General features: G+C 55.5%; 17 protein-coding genes and 1 pseudogene. 11 read left to right on the top strand and 7 right to left on the bottom strand.

Going from position 1 to position 16,070, the window contains the following annotated elements; genetic code table 11:
- The first annotated feature begins 77 nt into the window (after positions 1 to 77).
- Both hexR and V6F78_RS06715 read left to right on the top strand, forming a co-directional pair.
- Positions 78 to 944, top strand: a complete 867-nt coding sequence (gene hexR, locus V6F78_RS06720; protein WP_047279049.1) for a transcriptional regulator HexR — start codon at positions 78 to 80, stop codon at positions 942 to 944.
- A gap of 139 nt (positions 945 to 1,083) precedes the next feature.
- Positions 1,084 to 1,296, top strand: coding sequence for a PA3496 family putative envelope integrity protein (locus V6F78_RS06715; protein ID WP_080963843.1), 213 nt, complete (start codon positions 1,084 to 1,086; stop codon positions 1,294 to 1,296).
- On the opposite strand, the gene V6F78_RS06710 is transcribed toward V6F78_RS06715, so the two are convergent.
- Complete coding sequence (locus V6F78_RS06710; RefSeq protein WP_047279710.1) at positions 1,238 to 2,200, bottom strand: LysR family transcriptional regulator; 963 nt, start codon at positions 2,198 to 2,200, stop codon at positions 1,238 to 1,240. The two genes, V6F78_RS06715 and V6F78_RS06710, sit on opposite strands and share 59 nt — an antisense overlap.
- 190 nt (positions 2,201 to 2,390) lie before the next feature.
- On the opposite strand from V6F78_RS06710, the gene V6F78_RS06705 reads away from it, so the two are divergent.
- The 5 genes from V6F78_RS06705 to V6F78_RS06685 all read left to right on the top strand — a co-directional run bounded on the left by V6F78_RS06705 (position 2,391) and on the right by V6F78_RS06685 (position 8,221).
- Entirely contained in the window at positions 2,391 to 3,806 is a 1,416-nt protein-coding gene (locus tag V6F78_RS06705; RefSeq protein ID WP_047279055.1) for an acetyl-CoA carboxylase biotin carboxylase subunit, read from the top strand.
- 11 nt (positions 3,807 to 3,817) lie between these two features.
- Entirely contained in the window at positions 3,818 to 5,626 is a 1,809-nt protein-coding gene (oadA, locus tag V6F78_RS06700; protein ID WP_332726884.1) for a sodium-extruding oxaloacetate decarboxylase subunit alpha, read from the top strand.
- A 682-nt stretch (positions 5,627 to 6,308) separates the two neighbouring features.
- Complete coding sequence (locus V6F78_RS06695) at positions 6,309 to 7,391, top strand: polymorphic toxin type 44 domain-containing protein (protein WP_306453103.1); 1,083 nt, start codon at positions 6,309 to 6,311, stop codon at positions 7,389 to 7,391.
- A gap of 187 nt (positions 7,392 to 7,578) precedes the next feature.
- Positions 7,579 to 7,797: a hypothetical protein gene (locus V6F78_RS06690; RefSeq protein WP_139048425.1), complete on the top strand. Its 219-nt coding sequence runs from the start codon at positions 7,579 to 7,581 to the stop codon at positions 7,795 to 7,797.
- 130 nt (positions 7,798 to 7,927) lie between these two features.
- The gene (locus V6F78_RS06685) at positions 7,928 to 8,221 is read left to right on the top strand and encodes a hypothetical protein (RefSeq protein WP_175302156.1); all 294 of its coding nucleotides are present in this window, start codon (positions 7,928 to 7,930) and stop codon (positions 8,219 to 8,221) included.
- A gap of 9 nt (positions 8,222 to 8,230) precedes the next feature.
- Here V6F78_RS06685 and V6F78_RS06680 read toward each other — a convergent pair.
- Positions 8,231 to 8,341, bottom strand: a pseudogene (locus V6F78_RS06680) (IS5/IS1182 family transposase); the annotation flags it as partial.
- 40 nt (positions 8,342 to 8,381) lie between these two features.
- On the opposite strand from V6F78_RS06680, the gene V6F78_RS06675 reads away from it, so the two are divergent.
- From V6F78_RS06675 to V6F78_RS06665, 3 genes are all read left to right on the top strand, one after another.
- The gene (locus V6F78_RS06675; protein ID WP_169862274.1) at positions 8,382 to 8,702 is read left to right on the top strand and encodes a hypothetical protein; all 321 of its coding nucleotides are present in this window, start codon (positions 8,382 to 8,384) and stop codon (positions 8,700 to 8,702) included.
- Positions 8,703 to 8,778: 76 nt separating this feature from the next.
- Positions 8,779 to 10,104: a type II toxin-antitoxin system HipA family toxin gene (locus tag V6F78_RS06670; RefSeq protein ID WP_332726880.1), complete on the top strand. Its 1,326-nt coding sequence runs from the start codon at positions 8,779 to 8,781 to the stop codon at positions 10,102 to 10,104.
- On the top strand, positions 10,101 to 10,376 hold the full coding sequence (locus tag V6F78_RS06665; RefSeq protein WP_047283340.1) for a helix-turn-helix domain-containing protein: 276 nt from the start codon (positions 10,101 to 10,103) through the stop codon (positions 10,374 to 10,376). Before V6F78_RS06670 ends, V6F78_RS06665 begins: the two co-directional genes overlap by 4 nt.
- Positions 10,377 to 10,431: 55 nt before the next feature.
- Here V6F78_RS06665 and V6F78_RS06660 read toward each other — a convergent pair whose 3' ends face one another.
- Genes V6F78_RS06660 through V6F78_RS06650 form a run of 3 tightly spaced genes read right to left on the bottom strand, consistent with a single transcriptional unit; the run spans position 10,432 to position 12,213 of the window.
- On the bottom strand, positions 10,432 to 11,112 hold the full coding sequence (locus tag V6F78_RS06660) for a GNAT family N-acetyltransferase (RefSeq protein WP_094989534.1): 681 nt from the start codon (positions 11,110 to 11,112) through the stop codon (positions 10,432 to 10,434).
- A 14-nt stretch (positions 11,113 to 11,126) separates the two neighbouring features.
- Positions 11,127 to 11,579 carry a GNAT family N-acetyltransferase gene (locus tag V6F78_RS06655; protein ID WP_047279707.1) on the bottom strand — a complete coding sequence of 151 codons (453 nt, stop codon included), beginning with the start codon at positions 11,577 to 11,579 and terminating at the stop codon, positions 11,127 to 11,129.
- 4 nt (positions 11,580 to 11,583) lie between these two features.
- Positions 11,584 to 12,213, bottom strand: coding sequence for an FMN-binding negative transcriptional regulator (locus V6F78_RS06650; RefSeq protein WP_094991129.1), 630 nt, complete (start codon positions 12,211 to 12,213; stop codon positions 11,584 to 11,586).
- Positions 12,214 to 12,302: 89 nt separating this feature from the next.
- On the opposite strand from V6F78_RS06650, the gene pdxR reads away from it, so the two are divergent.
- Positions 12,303 to 13,850 (top strand): MocR-like pyridoxine biosynthesis transcription factor PdxR, encoded by a 1,548-nt coding sequence (gene pdxR / locus V6F78_RS06645; RefSeq protein ID WP_094991130.1) that lies wholly within the window; start codon positions 12,303 to 12,305, stop codon positions 13,848 to 13,850.
- Between the two features lie 46 nt (positions 13,851 to 13,896).
- On the opposite strand, the gene V6F78_RS06640 is transcribed toward pdxR, so the two are convergent.
- Positions 13,897 to 14,997: a polyamine ABC transporter substrate-binding protein gene (locus tag V6F78_RS06640; RefSeq protein ID WP_047281686.1), complete on the bottom strand. Its 1,101-nt coding sequence runs from the start codon at positions 14,995 to 14,997 to the stop codon at positions 13,897 to 13,899.
- Positions 14,998 to 15,010: 13 nt separating this feature from the next.
- A complete protein-coding gene (locus V6F78_RS06635) occupies positions 15,011 to 16,042 on the bottom strand; it encodes a histone deacetylase family protein (RefSeq protein WP_048376879.1) in 1,032 nt (343 codons plus the stop codon).
- Positions 16,043 to 16,070 lie beyond the last annotated feature (28 nt).

The following is a 16,070-nucleotide window of genomic DNA, read 5'->3' as shown; positions in this document are numbered from 1 at the left end:
GAAAACGAATTCTTGTAGTATAACTACAAGATTGCTACATCCCGGCCATCCAACCCTTTCAGACCGAGTCCTGCCCTTTGAACTTGCTGCAACATATCGCCCAGTCACGCCACTTGTTACGTAAATCGGAACTCAAGGTCGCCGATCACGTGCTGCTTGATCCTGCGGCTGTAATGCACAGTTCCATGGCCGACCTTGCCCACAGCGTGGGTATCAGTGAGCCCACCATCGTGCGCTTTTGCCGGGCGATTGGTTGCTCGGGGTTTCAGGACCTGAAACTCAAGCTCGCGCAAAGCCTTGCGGCGGGCGCCAGCTTTGGCCAGTTCGCCATCCACGAAGACGACTCGGTTGCTGACTACAGCCTGAAAATTTTCGACACCACACTCCACACCCTGATGGACGTGCGCGAAAAACTCGACCCGGTCGCTTTGCAGCGCGCTGTGACAGCAATGTCTCAGGCCCAGCGCGTCGAGTTTTATGGCTTTGGTGCGTCGGGTGCCGTGGCGGCGGATGCCCAGCACAAGTTTTTCCGTTTGTTGCTGACGGCAGCGGCGTACTCCGACCCACACATGCAGGCGATGTCGGCTGTCACGTTGAAGCCCACTGACGTGGCGATTTGCATTTCCCAGTCAGGGCGCTCCAAGGACCTGTTGATTACCGCCAATCTGGTGCGTGAAAGCGGCGCGACATTGATCACCTTGTGCCCGAGCCAAACGCCGCTGGCGGAACTGGCGACCGTCAACCTGGCGATTGATGTGCACGAAGACACCGAAATCTATACGCCGCTGACCTCGCGCATTGCGCACCTGGTGGTGATCGATGTGCTGGCCATGGGCGTGGCCATGGCGCGCGGCCCGAGCCTGGTCAACCACCTGAAAAGCGTCAAACGTAGCTTGCGCAGCCTGCGCCTGTCGCCTAAATCGCTGAAAAACATAGAAGACTAACAACCCCTCGCGCTCTCCCTTCTCAACAGGGAGAGCGGGCGCACCCAGCGCGTTTCACGCATCTGTCATCTCGACTTCCCCAATTCGTCATAAATCTGGTCCATCGTAAAGCTCCCGTACACGCCTTGGGAGACTCGAAATGGCTCAGCCTTACGAAGAACGCAACAGCGCCGTCAAAACCCGCCGCCAACAGGAAGATCAGCGCCGCATGGCCTTCCGACGTGCGATTGAAGACCATACGGACCAGCGCCAATTGCGCCTGGAAACAGCCGACTACCCGGACCTGAGCGCCATCAATTATTGGCAAGCCTCGTCGGCAAGTGGCCGTCGAAGCGCTCAACCAGCGCGCTGATTTGCAGACGCTCGCTGCGGATAAACCCCAGGAATGCATGCGCCACCGGTGACAGGCGCTTGGCTTTGGCCTGCACCACGCACCAACTGCGGTACAGCGGCAACTCCTCGACAGGCAGCTCGCGCAGCAAGCCTGTTGCCAACTCCAGGCTGACGGCGTGGCGCGTTAACAGCGCCACGCCCAGCCCGGCCACGGCGCACTCACGCTGGGCATCGGTCGACGCCACCTCCAGCGTTTGATTGAAGTGCACGCGCTTCTCCTTGAAATACTCCTCACACGCCCTGCGCGTGCCCGACCCTTGCTCGCGCATTAACAGCGTGAAGGGTTCCAGGTCCTGCAAATGCAAGGTGTCGCGCTGGCTCAGCGGGTGGTCGGGCGGGGCGACGGCCACGATCGGGTTATTCAAAAACGGCAAAAATTCTAGCCCCATGTCCAGCGGCACCATCGACATGATCACCAGATCATCGCGGTTGTCCGACAGCCTGCGCACCGCTTGTGCGCGGTTGACGACCGTGAGCTGCAAATTCACTTCCGGGTGCTGGCGCTTGAACGCCGCGAACAGGTGTGGCACGAAATACTTCGCGCTGGATTCCACCGCCAATTTCAGTTGACCTTGCAGCGAACCGAGCATGTCGGACAACTGCATATCAAGGTTTTCCAGGCGGCCAAAAATATCGCGACTGGCGCGCTGAAGCGCTTCAGCGGCTTCGGTCATGTACAGCTTTTTGCCCACATAATCGAACAACGGCTGCCCGATCAGCTCTTCTAACTGACGAATTTGTAGACTTACGGCGGGTTGCGTCAGCGACATTTCTTCTGCCGCACGGCTGTAAGAACGCAGGTCACACACTTCATTGAACACTTGAAGTTGTCGAAAAGTGATACGCATCAATGACTTACGCATTTTTGACGTTTATTCCGAGCGCAGGGGATGGGTTGACTATAAGTCGTTACTTATGCATGACCCAAGAATTATTGATTTTTGTTTATCGATGCGCAGGTCTAGTGTGACGACACAACGGTTCAGACACATTTGGACACGTGCCGACCTGGTCTAGCAGGTCGTTTGTTCCATGGGCTTTAGGAAAATCCAAGTGATAAAAAAGATCCTGATCGCCAACCGCGGAGAAATTGCTGTGCGCATCGTGCGTGCCTGCGCCGAGATGGGCATTCGCTCTGTCGCGGTCTACTCCGAAGCGGATCGGCATGCTTTGCACGTCAAGCGCGCCGATGAAGCGCACAGCATTGGTGAAGACCCGCTGGCCGGCTATCTGAACCCGCGCAAACTGGTGAACCTGGCGGTCGAAACCGGCTGTGACGCCTTGCACCCCGGTTACGGCTTCTTGTCAGAAAACGCTGAATTGGCTGACATCTGCGCAGAGCGCGGCATCAAGTTTATTGGTCCGGCCGCTGAAGTCATTCGCCGCATGGGTGACAAGACCGAAGCCCGCCGCAGCATGATCAAAGCCGGTGTGCCGGTCACGCCAGGCACCGAAGGCAACGTGGCCGATATCCACGAAGCGTTGCTCGAAGGCGAGCGCATTGGCTACCCGGTCATGCTCAAGGCCACCTCGGGCGGTGGCGGTCGCGGCATTCGCCGTTGCAACAGCCGTGAAGAGCTGGAGCAAGCCTTCCCCCGCGTGATCTCCGAAGCCACCAAAGCCTTTGGCTCGGCCGAAGTGTTCCTCGAAAAATGCATCGTCAACCCCAAGCACATCGAAGCGCAGATTCTCGGTGACAGCTTTGGCAACGTGGTGCACCTGTTCGAGCGTGACTGCTCGATTCAGCGCCGTAACCAGAAGCTCATCGAAATCGCCCCAAGCCCCCAGCTGACCCCGGAACAGCGCGCCTACATCGGCGACCTGTCTGTGCGCGCAGCCAAGGCCGTGGGCTATGAGAATGCTGGCACCGTGGAGTTCCTGCTCGCCGAGGGCGAGGTGTACTTCATGGAGATGAACACCCGAGTGCAGGTGGAACACACCATCACCGAAGAAATCACCGGCATCGACATCGTTCGCGAACAAATCCGTATCGCCTCCGGCTTGCCGCTGTCGATCAAGCAAGAAGACATTCAGCACCGCGGCTTTGCCCTGCAATTCCGGATCAACGCCGAAGACCCGAAAAACAACTTCCTGCCCAGCTTCGGCAAGATCACGCGCTACTACGCGCCCGGTGGCCCCGGCGTGCGCACAGATACGGCGATCTACACCGGCTACACCATTCCGCCGTTTTACGACTCCATGTGCCTGAAGCTGGTGGTGTGGGCGCTGACCTGGGAAGAAGCGATGGACCGTGGTTTGCGCGCCCTCGACGACATGCGTCTGCAAGGGGTCAAAACCACCGCCGCGTACTACCAGGAAATCCTGCGTAATCCGGAATTCCGTAGCGGCCAGTTCAACACCAGCTTTGTCGAAAGCCATCCCGAACTGACCAACTACTCGATCAAGCGCAAACCCGAAGAGCTGGCATTGGCCATCGCTGCCGCCATCGCCGCCCACGCAGGCCTGTGAGGAACATAAGAATGTCCAAGAAGATTTTTGTAACTGACACCATCCTGCGTGACGCCCACCAGTCGCTGCTGGCGACCCGCATGCGCACCGAAGACATGCTGCCGATCTGCGACAAGCTCGACAAAGTCGGCTACTGGTCGCTGGAAGTGTGGGGCGGCGCGACGTTTGATGCCTGCGTGCGCTTCCTCAAGGAAGACCCGTGGGAGCGTCTGCGCCAACTGCGCGCGGCACTGCCCAACACCCGCCTGCAAATGTTGCTGCGCGGTCAGAACCTGCTGGGCTATCGCCACTACAGCGACGACGTGGTCAAAGCATTTGTGGCCAAGGCTGCGGTCAACGGCATCGACGTATTCCGCATCTTTGACGCCATGAACGACGTGCGTAACCTGCGGGTCGCCATCGAAGCGGTCAAGGCGGCCGGCAAGCACGCACAGGGCACCATCGCCTACACCACCAGCCCGGTTCACACCACCGAAGCGTTCGTGGCGCAAGCCAAGCAGATGGAAGCCATGGGCTGCGATTCCGTCGCCATCAAAGACATGGCCGGTCTGCTGACACCCTTCGCCACGGGTGATCTGGTCAAGGCACTGAAAGCTGAAATCAGCCTGCCGATTTTTATTCACTCCCACGACACCGCCGGTCTGGCAGCCATGTGCCAGCTCAAAGCAGTGGAAAACGGCGCCGACCACATCGACACCGCGATCTCCAGCTTCGCGTGGGGCACCAGCCATCCTGGCACCGAATCGATGGTTGCAGCCCTCAAAGGCAGCGAATACGACACCGGCCTGGACCTGGCGCTGTTGCAGGAAATTGGTTTGTACTTCTACGCCGTGCGTAAGAAGTATCACCAGTTTGAAAGCGAATTCACCGCAGTTGATACCCGTGTGCAGGTCAACCAAGTGCCGGGCGGCATGATCTCCAACTTGGCCAACCAGCTCAAAGAGCAGGGCGCACTGAACCGCATGAACGAAGTGCTGGCCGAGATCCCGCGGGTGCGCGAAGACCTGGGCTTCCCGCCGCTGGTGACCCCGACTTCGCAAATCGTGGGGACGCAGGCGTTCTTCAACGTACTGGCAGGCGAGCGCTACAAAACCATCACCAACGAAGTGAAACTTTACCTGCAAGGTGGCTACGGCAAGGCGCCGGGCGTGGTGAATGAAAAGCTGCGTCGTCAGGCGATTGGCAACGAAGAGCTGATAGACGTGCGCCCGGCCGATTTGCTCAAGCCGGAAATGGTCAAACTGCGCGGTGAAATTGGCGCGCTGGCCACGTCCGAAGAAGACGTGCTGACCTACGCCATGTTCCCGGACATCGGCCGTAAATTCCTTGAAGAGCGTGCGGCGGGTGCCTTGGTGCCTGAAGCCCTGCTGCCGATCCCGGAAGCGGGCGGCGTCACCAAGGCCGGTGGCGAAGGCGTACCGACTGAGTTCGTGATCGACGTACACGGCGAAAGCTACCGCGTGGACATCACCGGAGTGGGCGTCAAAGCCGAAGGCAAGCGTCACTTTTACCTCTCCATCGACGGCATGCCGGAAGAAGTGGTGTTCGAGCCGCTCAACGAATTCGTCGGCAGCGCGATTGGCAAGCGCAAGCAAGCCAGCGAACCGGGCCACGTCAGCACCACCATGCCGGGCAACATCGTCGATGTGTTGGTCAGCGTCGGTGACACCGTCAAGGCCGGCCAATCGGTACTGATCACCGAAGCCATGAAAATGGAGACCGAAGTACAGGCCGCCATTGCAGGCAAAATCGTCACCATCCACGTAATCAAAGGCGACCGCGTCAACCCGGGCGAAATCCTGATCGAAATCGAAGCCTGATACGCCTTTGATTAAAACGCTTTAAACCTCGGGGGAGCATGTGCTCCCCTTTTTTTACCCAAAATTCACCGGCCTAACCCCAACGTGTAGGAGTTGCCGGAGCAGGCTGTATAAAAACGTTTTTAAGCTAACAGGTATTCAAAACCAGACTGTAAATCGCGCTTCCACGCAAAATCCACATTTGCTGATGTGCCGATAAATGTCAGATTTAACGTAGAAGCACACACTTCGATTTTGGCGACGCGTTTTTACACTTTCTGGAAGGCTGCGGTCTTTTGATTTTTAAAAAGATCGCAACCTTCTGTAACTCCTCCGAGGAGCCCAAAAATCCGGCATTTCGTACGACGCCTCCCTTTCAATCCGTAGAAACTTCCGAGCGAATCAACATCGCTTGCGTCGGCCAAAAACGGGGGCTAGTCTCGGCCCATCGAAGTAAAAAATATGATCGGCTTATCATTCGTATATATACTTAAATATAGATTTCTGCGTTCGAAGTCAGCTGATTTTATGTGAAATAAAATAATTATGGCTGTTACTGTAATTCTCTTGTGTGAGTTTTACGTGTTCTTTTTATTTATCAGTCCATGAGTCGAAAGGAATATTTTTAAATTTATCGCGCAGATGTCTATCCAGAGATGCTAGTACTTGATGGTCTATCTTCATAAAATAAAGAGTGAATTATATGCAGCAAGAAAAAAATATTCTTGTAAATAGAGGAATACCCAGAGCTCTTTCTGTCTCAGGTCACAGTTCAGGGAGGATGTCACTTGGGGGAATACTGTATCCATCATCTGGGTCGGGAGGATTTCATTCTGATTTCGATGATCTTAGTGACTTTGACCGTGGTCGAATTGTGAAAGATCTTAATTTTCATTATCTTCGAGGAAAAATTATTTCAGCGTTAGATAGATTGCAAAATAAGATTGATGCGATGTATACCGAACTTTCTACTGTTACATCGACCCTAGTGGAGAAAGAGCTTGCAGGAGCAGGTTTTAGATCCAGTGAAAGCCGAGAAGCTATTACGCTTAACAATAGTATTATCGAGGGTTTGATAAAAGAGCATAAGAAAAATTTAGAAGCTTTTATTAAAACGGCTAACCTTTATTCAGGTGGCAATCCATTGGCCCTTACAAAGTCAGAGCGAACAACGATTGGTATCAAGGCTATGGGAATGAATCCCCGCCTTTTCGCTGAGCGTTCAAAGGAGCAGCTTGAGAGTTACGGTACTTCGTACATGGCTGCCAAAGATGCCAAAATTCTGACTCAGGTCATTGACCAACTGGTTGCTCGGTCTAAGGCTCTATCACATCAGCTTTATCTAGCCGAAGCCGCTGATGCTTCAGCTTTAGAGGCCGCAAAAGAACAGGTCCGATTAAAACAGTTTCCTAGCGCTCCGCCGGGAGTCTCTTTAGACAACAATATGGAGGAGACTTTGAAGCATGATCTGTTTTACCCCTCCCGTCGCGGTGCGTTATTTTATAGTTGGTTTTATGTTAAGGTTCGAAACGGAGGACCGTGGGATTACAAGAAAGGTCAGCCTCAATATGAAAATTTTGGTAATTTCCATTACGGTGCAGTTGGTGCGGCAGCCGGAATCCCAGAGGCGGTACTTTTGAGAGCTGCCGGCGCCGCACAGATGAGGGCAGGTACTTCAGAGGAAAGTTTTGGTTACTTTTGGGCTGATGCCCCTTATGGGGATGATCCGGTTGACCAGGTGTGGATTAAGGCTGGCATAGATTATGCGAAATCTAAGGGTTATTAATTGGGCAGTTTGGGGGCTTTTGGTTATTTGTTTAGTGCAGGCTATATATATCTTTATACCCTCACCATTCAGACCAAACCCTAGCAAGATCGTATCAGTCACCAAAGTTATCGAAGGGGGGGCAGTTTATGAAGTGCTGTATGACTCTGGGGGGGCCACTGTGGCGGATACTTATAGGTATTTTCTCATGGAGGTTCAGCCCAGTGACGAAGCGGCTCTTGATAAATCAAAAGAGATTGGACCATTCCTTGTTACCAAGAGTGCTAACGCTGTTCGTGAGGTCTTAGGTGATAAGGTAAAATTAAAGACTAATAATACGGTCTATGAGTTTCATAGTAACTCAATATTTAAAATAAATGGAGAAATTCAGATGGTAAGGTTTGAACTTGATTCTACCACTCCTTAAGGATGGACTAAATTATCCTTCAACTTTTGACGCTTTATCTGCTGGAGGTTTATAAATAACAATATGGTCAAGTAATAAAAATTTTCTTTTTCTTAATTCATGATTATTTCTAATAATCTGAGTTATCGTCATGAAGAAAATCGTCCCCGAGGCACCTGCCCTCGACACTGCTGCGAGCACCGACCTGTTATTGGATCGTGCCGCCACGGATCGCGCGTTAAAAATAATTACCTGCTCAACCACTGTGCACCTCAACCCGCGAAAACCGCCACCTATGCCATCTGGCGACAGCGTTAGGGAAAGCTCCGATCAACTTGCCGCAACCGTGCGGCAAGTTGAAAATCCCGCTGAACTTGGCGCTATTGACCGCGAAATATCCTGTACGCGCCGCCTTGGCGAGCGTCCCAGCCATTTCTCCGTGTAACGCGCGTAATTAGCCCATACCCATCAGCTTTTTTCGAGCCATCCACAAATTGGACAAGGCAAATAATGTGGTCAATAGAGTGGTGTTTTTCATCAGTCCGCGAAAGCGCACTTTCACATAACACTACGTAGTGTTTGCGTATGGGCGTTTACAAGGCCGAATGAACGGGCTTAAAAGCAATGGCGAAGAGGACAATAAGCTGGATTCAAATGTGCTCGCGCTCCGTGTGCATTCCAGCGCTGCATCAACAAACCCATCGGCTGCAAATGGGTGTCGTTCGATTACCGCGCCTGTTCTGATCATTTTTTCTACAGCCAAAGCTTGGCATTCTTCCAGCGTCTTGATTTGGCCGCTTTCTGGCTGGTTATCACGTGCCAGCCACTTCCCATTATTTGAACTGACCCTATTTCTGCACTTTAATGCAGAGGATCAATTCAAAGAATGCTTAATCTGCATTAAAATACATATTTTAGCGGGATAAGCGCGCTTAACTGCACTATATTGCAGTTATTGCGGGTTTTACGTGTCTCGATAGGCATTAAATTGCAGGTGAAATCATGTTTCAGCTGACATTACAGCTCTACAGCGATGGCCAGTGGCAGGACGCTATAACGCTGCTTTTTCCTGAGCCAGAGAAAGGGTTCGATGGGCCGTGCCGTTTTGGCTACAAGCAGGATTATTTGCTGCAAAACCTGGATCTCATCGACAGTCCATTTATGAAGTCTGTGAGTGCTCGCGTGCCGCTTGGGTGGGATGCACACAATGTGAAAAAAGCACCTGCGTTTTTGCATGACATTGCGCCTGGCGGTGCGGCGAGAAAAATCCTGATCAAGCAAATAGGTCGAGAAAAGCCTGAAGGCCTGAGTATTGATCTGTTTCTACTCGGGCGCAGCACGCCTGCGCCGATAGGTCATTTACGCGTTAAAGAGTCGTTTGAGCGACTTGATACGCTGGCACCCTTGGGCTTCGCTCGCCAGGACGTGATTGATCGCGACAATCGTTTTCTTGAGTACGCTCACGAACAAGGGGCCGCTATTGGCGGCGCAACCGGGGCGGGTGGCGAAGCACCCAAGCTCTTGATGGCGCAAAGTGCGGAGGGCCTTTTATACCCGGATGCCACGTTGGCAGATGTGGACGTCAAGCAGCACTGGTTTATCAAGTTTGCGCGTAACCGGGCCCTTCGCCTTGACTGCGATATTTTGCGCAGTGAATTTATGTACTACAAAGCCCTGCAAGCGCTGGGTATTGAAACCGTCCCGGCTCAAGGGCTAGCGCTGGAGGAGGGTCGCAAGCCTAGTTTGTGGATGCAGCGCTTTGACCGAAAAGTTACAGCGCAAGGCGTAGAGAGGCTTGCAGTAGAGTCGATGTATTCCTTGGCTCAGGTGACGCAAGCCGGGAGCGATATGACTCATCATCACGTGCTCAAGCTACTGGCGTCGCTCTGGACGCAGGCGGGCCTGCACGATCAGATTCCGGACATGGTGGCAGACTATTTGCGCCGCGATTTGTTGAACAAAATCTTGGGTAACAGTGATAACCACGGGCGTAATACCGCGATCATCCGGGACGTGGATGCGCTGCGTCTGGCTCCCATTTATGATTTGGCGCCGATGGTTATGGATGACGAAGGTATTACGCGTACAACCAAATGGTCCCGGGATGTAGAGCGTGCGGGACAGATCAATTGGCGTGCGGCGTGTGAATCACTGAAGGAGATTATTGATCCTGACAGTGCATTTGAACGCTTGCGCGCCGATGCCGAGTTGTTGCGACCCTTACCCGACGTACTCCGCGCGCAAGGGCTGCCGGACGTGACCATGGATCACCCTCATATTGCGCTTAAGCATCTTGATCAACGTTTGCGGGAGTGGGGGTTGAAATGACTGTTTCGATTGATGCACGCCGCTTGATGATCGAGGCCATTGAAGCGGATTTGGCTCGGGGCGAAATCACCTTGGGCGATGCCGTGAAGCGGCTCAGGGGGGAGGTGACAAAGCTGCAGCAAACGCAATTCGCCCGAATGTGCAAAATTTCGGTGCGAACGTTGATTCAAATCGAGCACAACGAAGGCAATCCCACGCTCAAATCCTTGAACGCCGTCTTCAAGCCCTTTGGGCTGCAAATGGGCGTCGTACGATTACCGCGCCCGTTTTAACCCTTTCTCAACGCAAAAACGCCCGACAGTCCTTGTTGGGCGTTCTGATTATTTTTTATACAGCTAATGCCCTGCAGGCTTCCAGCGTCTTGATTTGGCCGGTTTTTGGCTGGTTATCACGTGCCAGCCATTTTTCGAAGCCTGCCGCGACAGCTGGCCATTCCGTACTAATGATGCTGTACCACGTGGTATCCCTATTTTTGCCTTTGACCACCATATGCTGGCGAAAAACACCTTCAAAGGTGTATCCCAATCGTACTGCTGTACGTTTGGATCGAGCGTTGTCGTTGTTGCATTTCCATTCCAGCCGACGATTGCCCAAGTGGAAGGCTTCTCTGGCCAGCAGGTAAACGGCCTCGGTGCTTTTAGGCGAGCGCTGCATCGGCGCGCCAAATGCCACATGGCCAATTTCGATACGCCCATGTTCCGGCACGATGCACATCAGGCTGAGCAAACCCTGTGCCTGTTCAGCGACGCTGTCGATGACCGCATAAAAATGCGGGTCGCGGCTGGCGGCGTTTTTGGTCAGCCATTGATCAAATGCAGACCGTTCGTTGAAAGGCCCATACGGCAAGTAATCCCACAGCTTGGGATCGCTCGTGGGCCCCTGTAAGGCTAGCCACAAATCGTCGCCATGCCGGGCCGGATCGAGTTTTTCGAGGCGAATGTAAATCCCCTCTAGTGTTCGGTTATCCGGTGTTTTGGCCGGTTGCCAGTGTTGTAGAGATTCGGACATGGCGCGCTCCTTGATTACGACAAGACTTTGCGAAATTGAATGAAGCCTGGACGATCCGCGATGCGTTCGTACAGGCGAATAGCCGTGGCATTGGTTTCCTGCGTCAGCCAATGCACTTTGGCGCAATCCAGGGCGCGGGCCTGGGCGTACACATGCTCGATCAACTGGCGGCCCACCCCGGTGCCGCGTACCTGTGGGCTGACATACAGGTCTTGCAGGTAGCACGAATTACCCACGCTCCAGTTGGAGCGATGAATCACCGTCTGCACCATGCCCACCGCCTCATCACCTTGCCAGGCAAGGGCCAGATGGGTCGGTTCGGACGGGTCCATGAAGCGCTGCCATGTGCTCTCGCTCACGTCGTCGCCCAGCTCGGTGTTGTAAAACGTCAGGTACGCCTGCCAGAGCGGCATCCAGGCATCACGATCGGCGGCGGTAGCGGGTTTGATTTGAAGGGGCTGGGTCATGGGGCTATTCCTTGGCGATTAATTGAGCGAGTGCGTGGTCGTACGGGTTGTCACTGGCCAACAGGCCGTCGCGCACGCCAGCCTGATCGGCAGCGCTGCGGTTTTGGCTGAGTTTGCGCTGACCTGTCAGGCGGCTGATGGGCAGGCTGAAGCCGACGATCGCCTTGAGCAGGTTGTCGATGTACTCGCGGGGCGCGTCACTGACCGCCCACGGCGCGGGTCGATTGGCCTCATGGCGCTCACTTAATTGAGTGACCACCCGCAACAGCCCTGGCGCGTCATCAAAGACGGTGGCGTGGCCGTAAGCATGGACGGCAACGTAGTTCCAGGTCGGAACAGCCTTGGCGTGTTCGGCTTTGCTGGGGTAGAACGCCGGGCTGATATACGCCTGTTCCCCGGCAAAAATGACCATCGCTTCTGCCCCCTCGGCCAGCGCCTGCCACTGCCGATTGGCACGGGCTAAATGCCCGTAGAGTGTGCCGCGGCTGCCTTCGTTCGGGTTCAGCAACAAGGGGATATGACTGGCGATCAGGCCGCACTCGCCCTGGGTCACGAGCACAGGCAGCGGGGTGGCGAGCATCTGGGCCTGCAAGGCTTCAAGGTCGTTTTCAGCAAATGCGCGAGGTACGTACATGGAAGAATTCCTTGGCGAATGCCTGCATCCTAGGCAGGCTATTGGTTCGTTGTAAGAGCCACTCATGGTCAATTTCGTAGGTCCAATGCATGTCGGATTCAGTGCTGCCCATCGCCTTCAACCCTGCGGGTATCCTCCTTGATCCTAAAAAAGGGCTGAGCCGTCAGCTCTATCACGCCCTGCGTGCGCGCGTGCTGGACGGGCGGCTGAGTGGCGGGGCGCGTTTACCGGCTAGCCGCGATCTGGCGGCCGCGCTCGGTATTTCGCGCAACAGCGTGGTACGTGCTTACGATCAGTTGTACGCCGAAGGCTTTATCGAAGGGCGTATCGGGGATGGCACCTACGTGACGCAATTACCTGAAAAAACCTCGCCGCCAAAAAAGTTGTCCACCAACTTGTCCACAGGGTTTTCAACAGGCTTACCCACAGGTTTATCCACAAAAACGCCTGTTTTACCTGTGATTACATCCAGTAAAGTTATCCACAGCAGCGCGCTGCATAAGGTCGCCCGACACTCACTGGACAGCCCGCCAAGTGGTCCGCCGCGTGCTTTTCGGGTGGGTGTTCCGGCCTTCGACTTATTCCCTTTTGATGTATGGAGCAAGCTGCAAGCGGGTTTCTGGCGAAAACCGGATTTGCAGCAGTTGTGTTATGGCGATCCGGCAGGGGATGCGCGATTACGTGGGCTGATTGCCGCCTATTTGCGCACCTCGCGGGGTTTGGCGTGCACGCCTGAACAAATTTTGATCACCTGCGGCGCACAACAGGGAATTAGCCTTTGTGCACAGTTGCTGGTGGAGTTGGGCGAAGGGGTGGCTGTGGAAAACCCCGGCTACCACGCTGCCGCCCAAGCCTTTGCTATTGCGGGGGCGCAAGTGTTGGGCGTACCGGTGGACCAAGAGGGCATGCAATGCGACGCACTGGCAGGTTTGCCCCATTGCCGCCTGGCCTATGTCACGCCGTCCCATCAGTACCCGTCCGGCGTGACCATGAGCCTGGCACGGCGGCTGGCGTTACTCGATTGGGCCGAGCGCACCCAGGGCTGGATCGTCGAGGACGATTACGACGGCGAGTACCGCTACAGTGGCGCGCCCTTGTCGCCACTGGCGGCGCTGGATCGTCAAGGGCGAGTCATTTATGTCGGCACCTTCGGCAAGGTGGCGTTTCCGGCCCTGCGCCTGGGGTATCTGGTGCTGCCCAAGGCCCTGATCGAACCGTTCGCCCAGCGCCGTTCATTGGACATGCGTCACTCTGAGGTCAGCACCCAGGCGGTCATGGCTGAATTCATGGCATCCGGGCATTTTCAACGCCATATCCGGCGCATGCGGCGTGCCGCCTTGAGCCGTCGCAATACGTTGCTGGCGCACTGGCCACAGGGGGTAGAAGGGCTCGGAGAACTGCCGGCCATCGTCGCGGGCCTGCATGTGACCGTTGCGGTCAGCAGCCTTGAACGTGAACAGGCCTTGCTGGCGTTGGCCAGTCAGGTGGACGTAGAAATCAATGGGTTGAGCCGCTACTGGCTGCGTGATTCCACCGAGCCTGTGGATAACCGCGCCGGTCTGGTGCTGGGGTTTGCAGCCGTGCCCGAGCTGGCTATCAAAGCCGCACTCGCGCGCCTCAGCCACGTGTGGCGATAAAACCCGTTGCCGCTGGCGCAGGTGGCGCCAGCGGCAGCAGGTCGACTCAGGTGCCCGACTTGATTTTGGTCCAGGCGCGCGTGCGGGCGCGTTCGGCTTCTCGGGGCAATGGGGTCAGGGTGTACAGCGTTTCCATTGCCGCTTGCGTCGGGTACAGGTTCGGGTTGTTACGGATGCTCGGGGCCACGAGGTCGGTCGCATCTTTGTTCGGGTTGGGATACCCGACAAAATCACTGATCGGTGCAATGACCTGGGGTTGTAGCAAGTAGTTGATGAAGGTGTAGGCGTCTTCTTTATCTTTAGCGCCTTTCGGGATCGCCAGCATGTCGAACCAGATCGGTGCGCCTTCTTTAGGCAAGCGCATGTCCACGGTCACGCCATTGTTGGCTTCCTTCGCCCGGTTGGCCGCTTGCGAGAAACTGCCGGAATACCCCACCGCCACGCAGATGTCGCCATTGGCGATGTCGGCCATGTACTTGGAGGAGTGGAAGTACGTGATGTACGGCCGAATCTTCAGCAGCAGGGCTTCAGCCTTGGCGTAGTCCTTTGGGTTTGTACTGTTGGGATCAAGCCCCAGATGTTGCAGCGCCAGCGGCAAAATTTCAGACGGCGAATCCAGTAACGCCACACCACATTGCTTGAGTTTGCTGATGTTCTCTTCGTTGAAAATCAGATCCCAGCTATTCACAGGCGCCTGTTCACCCAGCGCCGCCTTGACCTTGTCAGGGTTGAACCCGATCAAAATCGTGCCGTACATGTACGGCACGGCGAACTGGTTGCCGGGGTCGTTGGCCTCGATCAGCTTCATCAGCTTGGGATCAAGGTGGTTCCAGTTAGGGAGTTTGCTGCGATCCAGCGGCTGAAACACGCCCGCCTCGATTTGTTTGGCCAGAAACACATTCGACGGCACTACCACGTCATAGCCAGAGTTGCCGGTGAGCAGCTTGGCTTCCAGCGCCTCATTGGTGTCGAAAATGTCGTAGATCAGCTTCACCTTGGTGTCTTTTTTAAAATCCACCAAGGTCTGCGGGGTGATGTAGTCGAACCAGTTGTACACCCGCAACGTACGTTCTTCGGCATGGACGGCGGCGCTGGCCAGCGCCGCGGCACACAGCGCGGGAGTGAATAAACGCGTAAGAGCTTTCATTGTTATTAAATCCTTATTGAGCGCTCAAAAAGCCTTCAAGTACGTTGACGGCATTAACGCCAATCTCTTCTACCGCGTACCCGCCTTCCATCACGAACAGCGTTGGCTTGCCCAAGCGCGCAATGCGTTCGCCCATGCGCAGGTAGTCCGGGCTGTCGAGTTTGAACTGGGAAATCGGGTCGTTTTTGAACGTGTCCACGCCCAGCGAGATCACCAGCACCTCGGCGTCGTAGCGCTCGATTTCAGCACACGCCTTTTCCAGTGCAGCGCTCCAACGATCCCAGGCCGAGCCTGCGGCCAGCGGGTAGTTGAAGTTGAAGCCTTCGCCCGCGCCTTCACCCACTTCGTCTTCGTAGCCCAGAAAGAACGGAAACTCCGCTTCAGGGTGGCCGTGGATCGAGGTGAACAACACGTCGCTGCGTGCGTAGAAAATCGACTGCGTGCCGTTGCCGTGGTGGTAGTCCACGTCAAGGATGGCCACTTTGCTGCGACCCTGATCGAGGAACGCCTGCGCCGCGATGGCGGCGTTGTTGAGGTAGCAATAACCGCCCATCAAATCGCTGGCGGCGTGATGGCCCGGTGGCCGGCACAAGGCGAACGCGCTGTGTGCGCCGCGCTGGATTTCTGCCTGTGCTGTCAGCGCCACTTGCGCCGCGCTGTAGGCCGCTTGCCACGTACCCGCCGTAATGGGGGCGCCGCCGTCGAAGCTGTAATAACCCAATTGCCCATGCAGGCTGGTGGGGATCACGGCGCGCAAAGTGCGGGCAGGCCAGGTGTAGGGCAACAGGTCACCGTCGCGCCCGTGCTCGGTCCAGCGCGCCCAGGCGCCCTGAAAAAAATCCAGATAGGCCGGGGTGTGAATGCGTTCGAGGGGGCCGCGGCCAAAGTCTTGCGGGGCCTGCACCGGGCCCAGTTTGCGGGTTTGCACCCGTTGCAGGATGTGATCGGCACGCGAAGGCATTTCGAAGCAAGGCATCAGTTGCCCGTCCATCAACTCGCAACGGCCGTGATGCAGGTGGTGATCGTCTGAATAGATCGTCAGCATTTTTCTTATTCTCCGCAGGCTTGATCGG

The sequence above is a fragment of the Pseudomonas sp. ESBL9 genome, assembly GCF_036668715.1.
In the GTDB taxonomy this organism is placed as follows: domain Bacteria; phylum Pseudomonadota; class Gammaproteobacteria; order Pseudomonadales; family Pseudomonadaceae; genus Aquipseudomonas; species Aquipseudomonas lundensis.
Note: the sequence above shows the minus strand (reverse complement) of the source record. Positions and strands in the feature narration are given on the sequence as shown.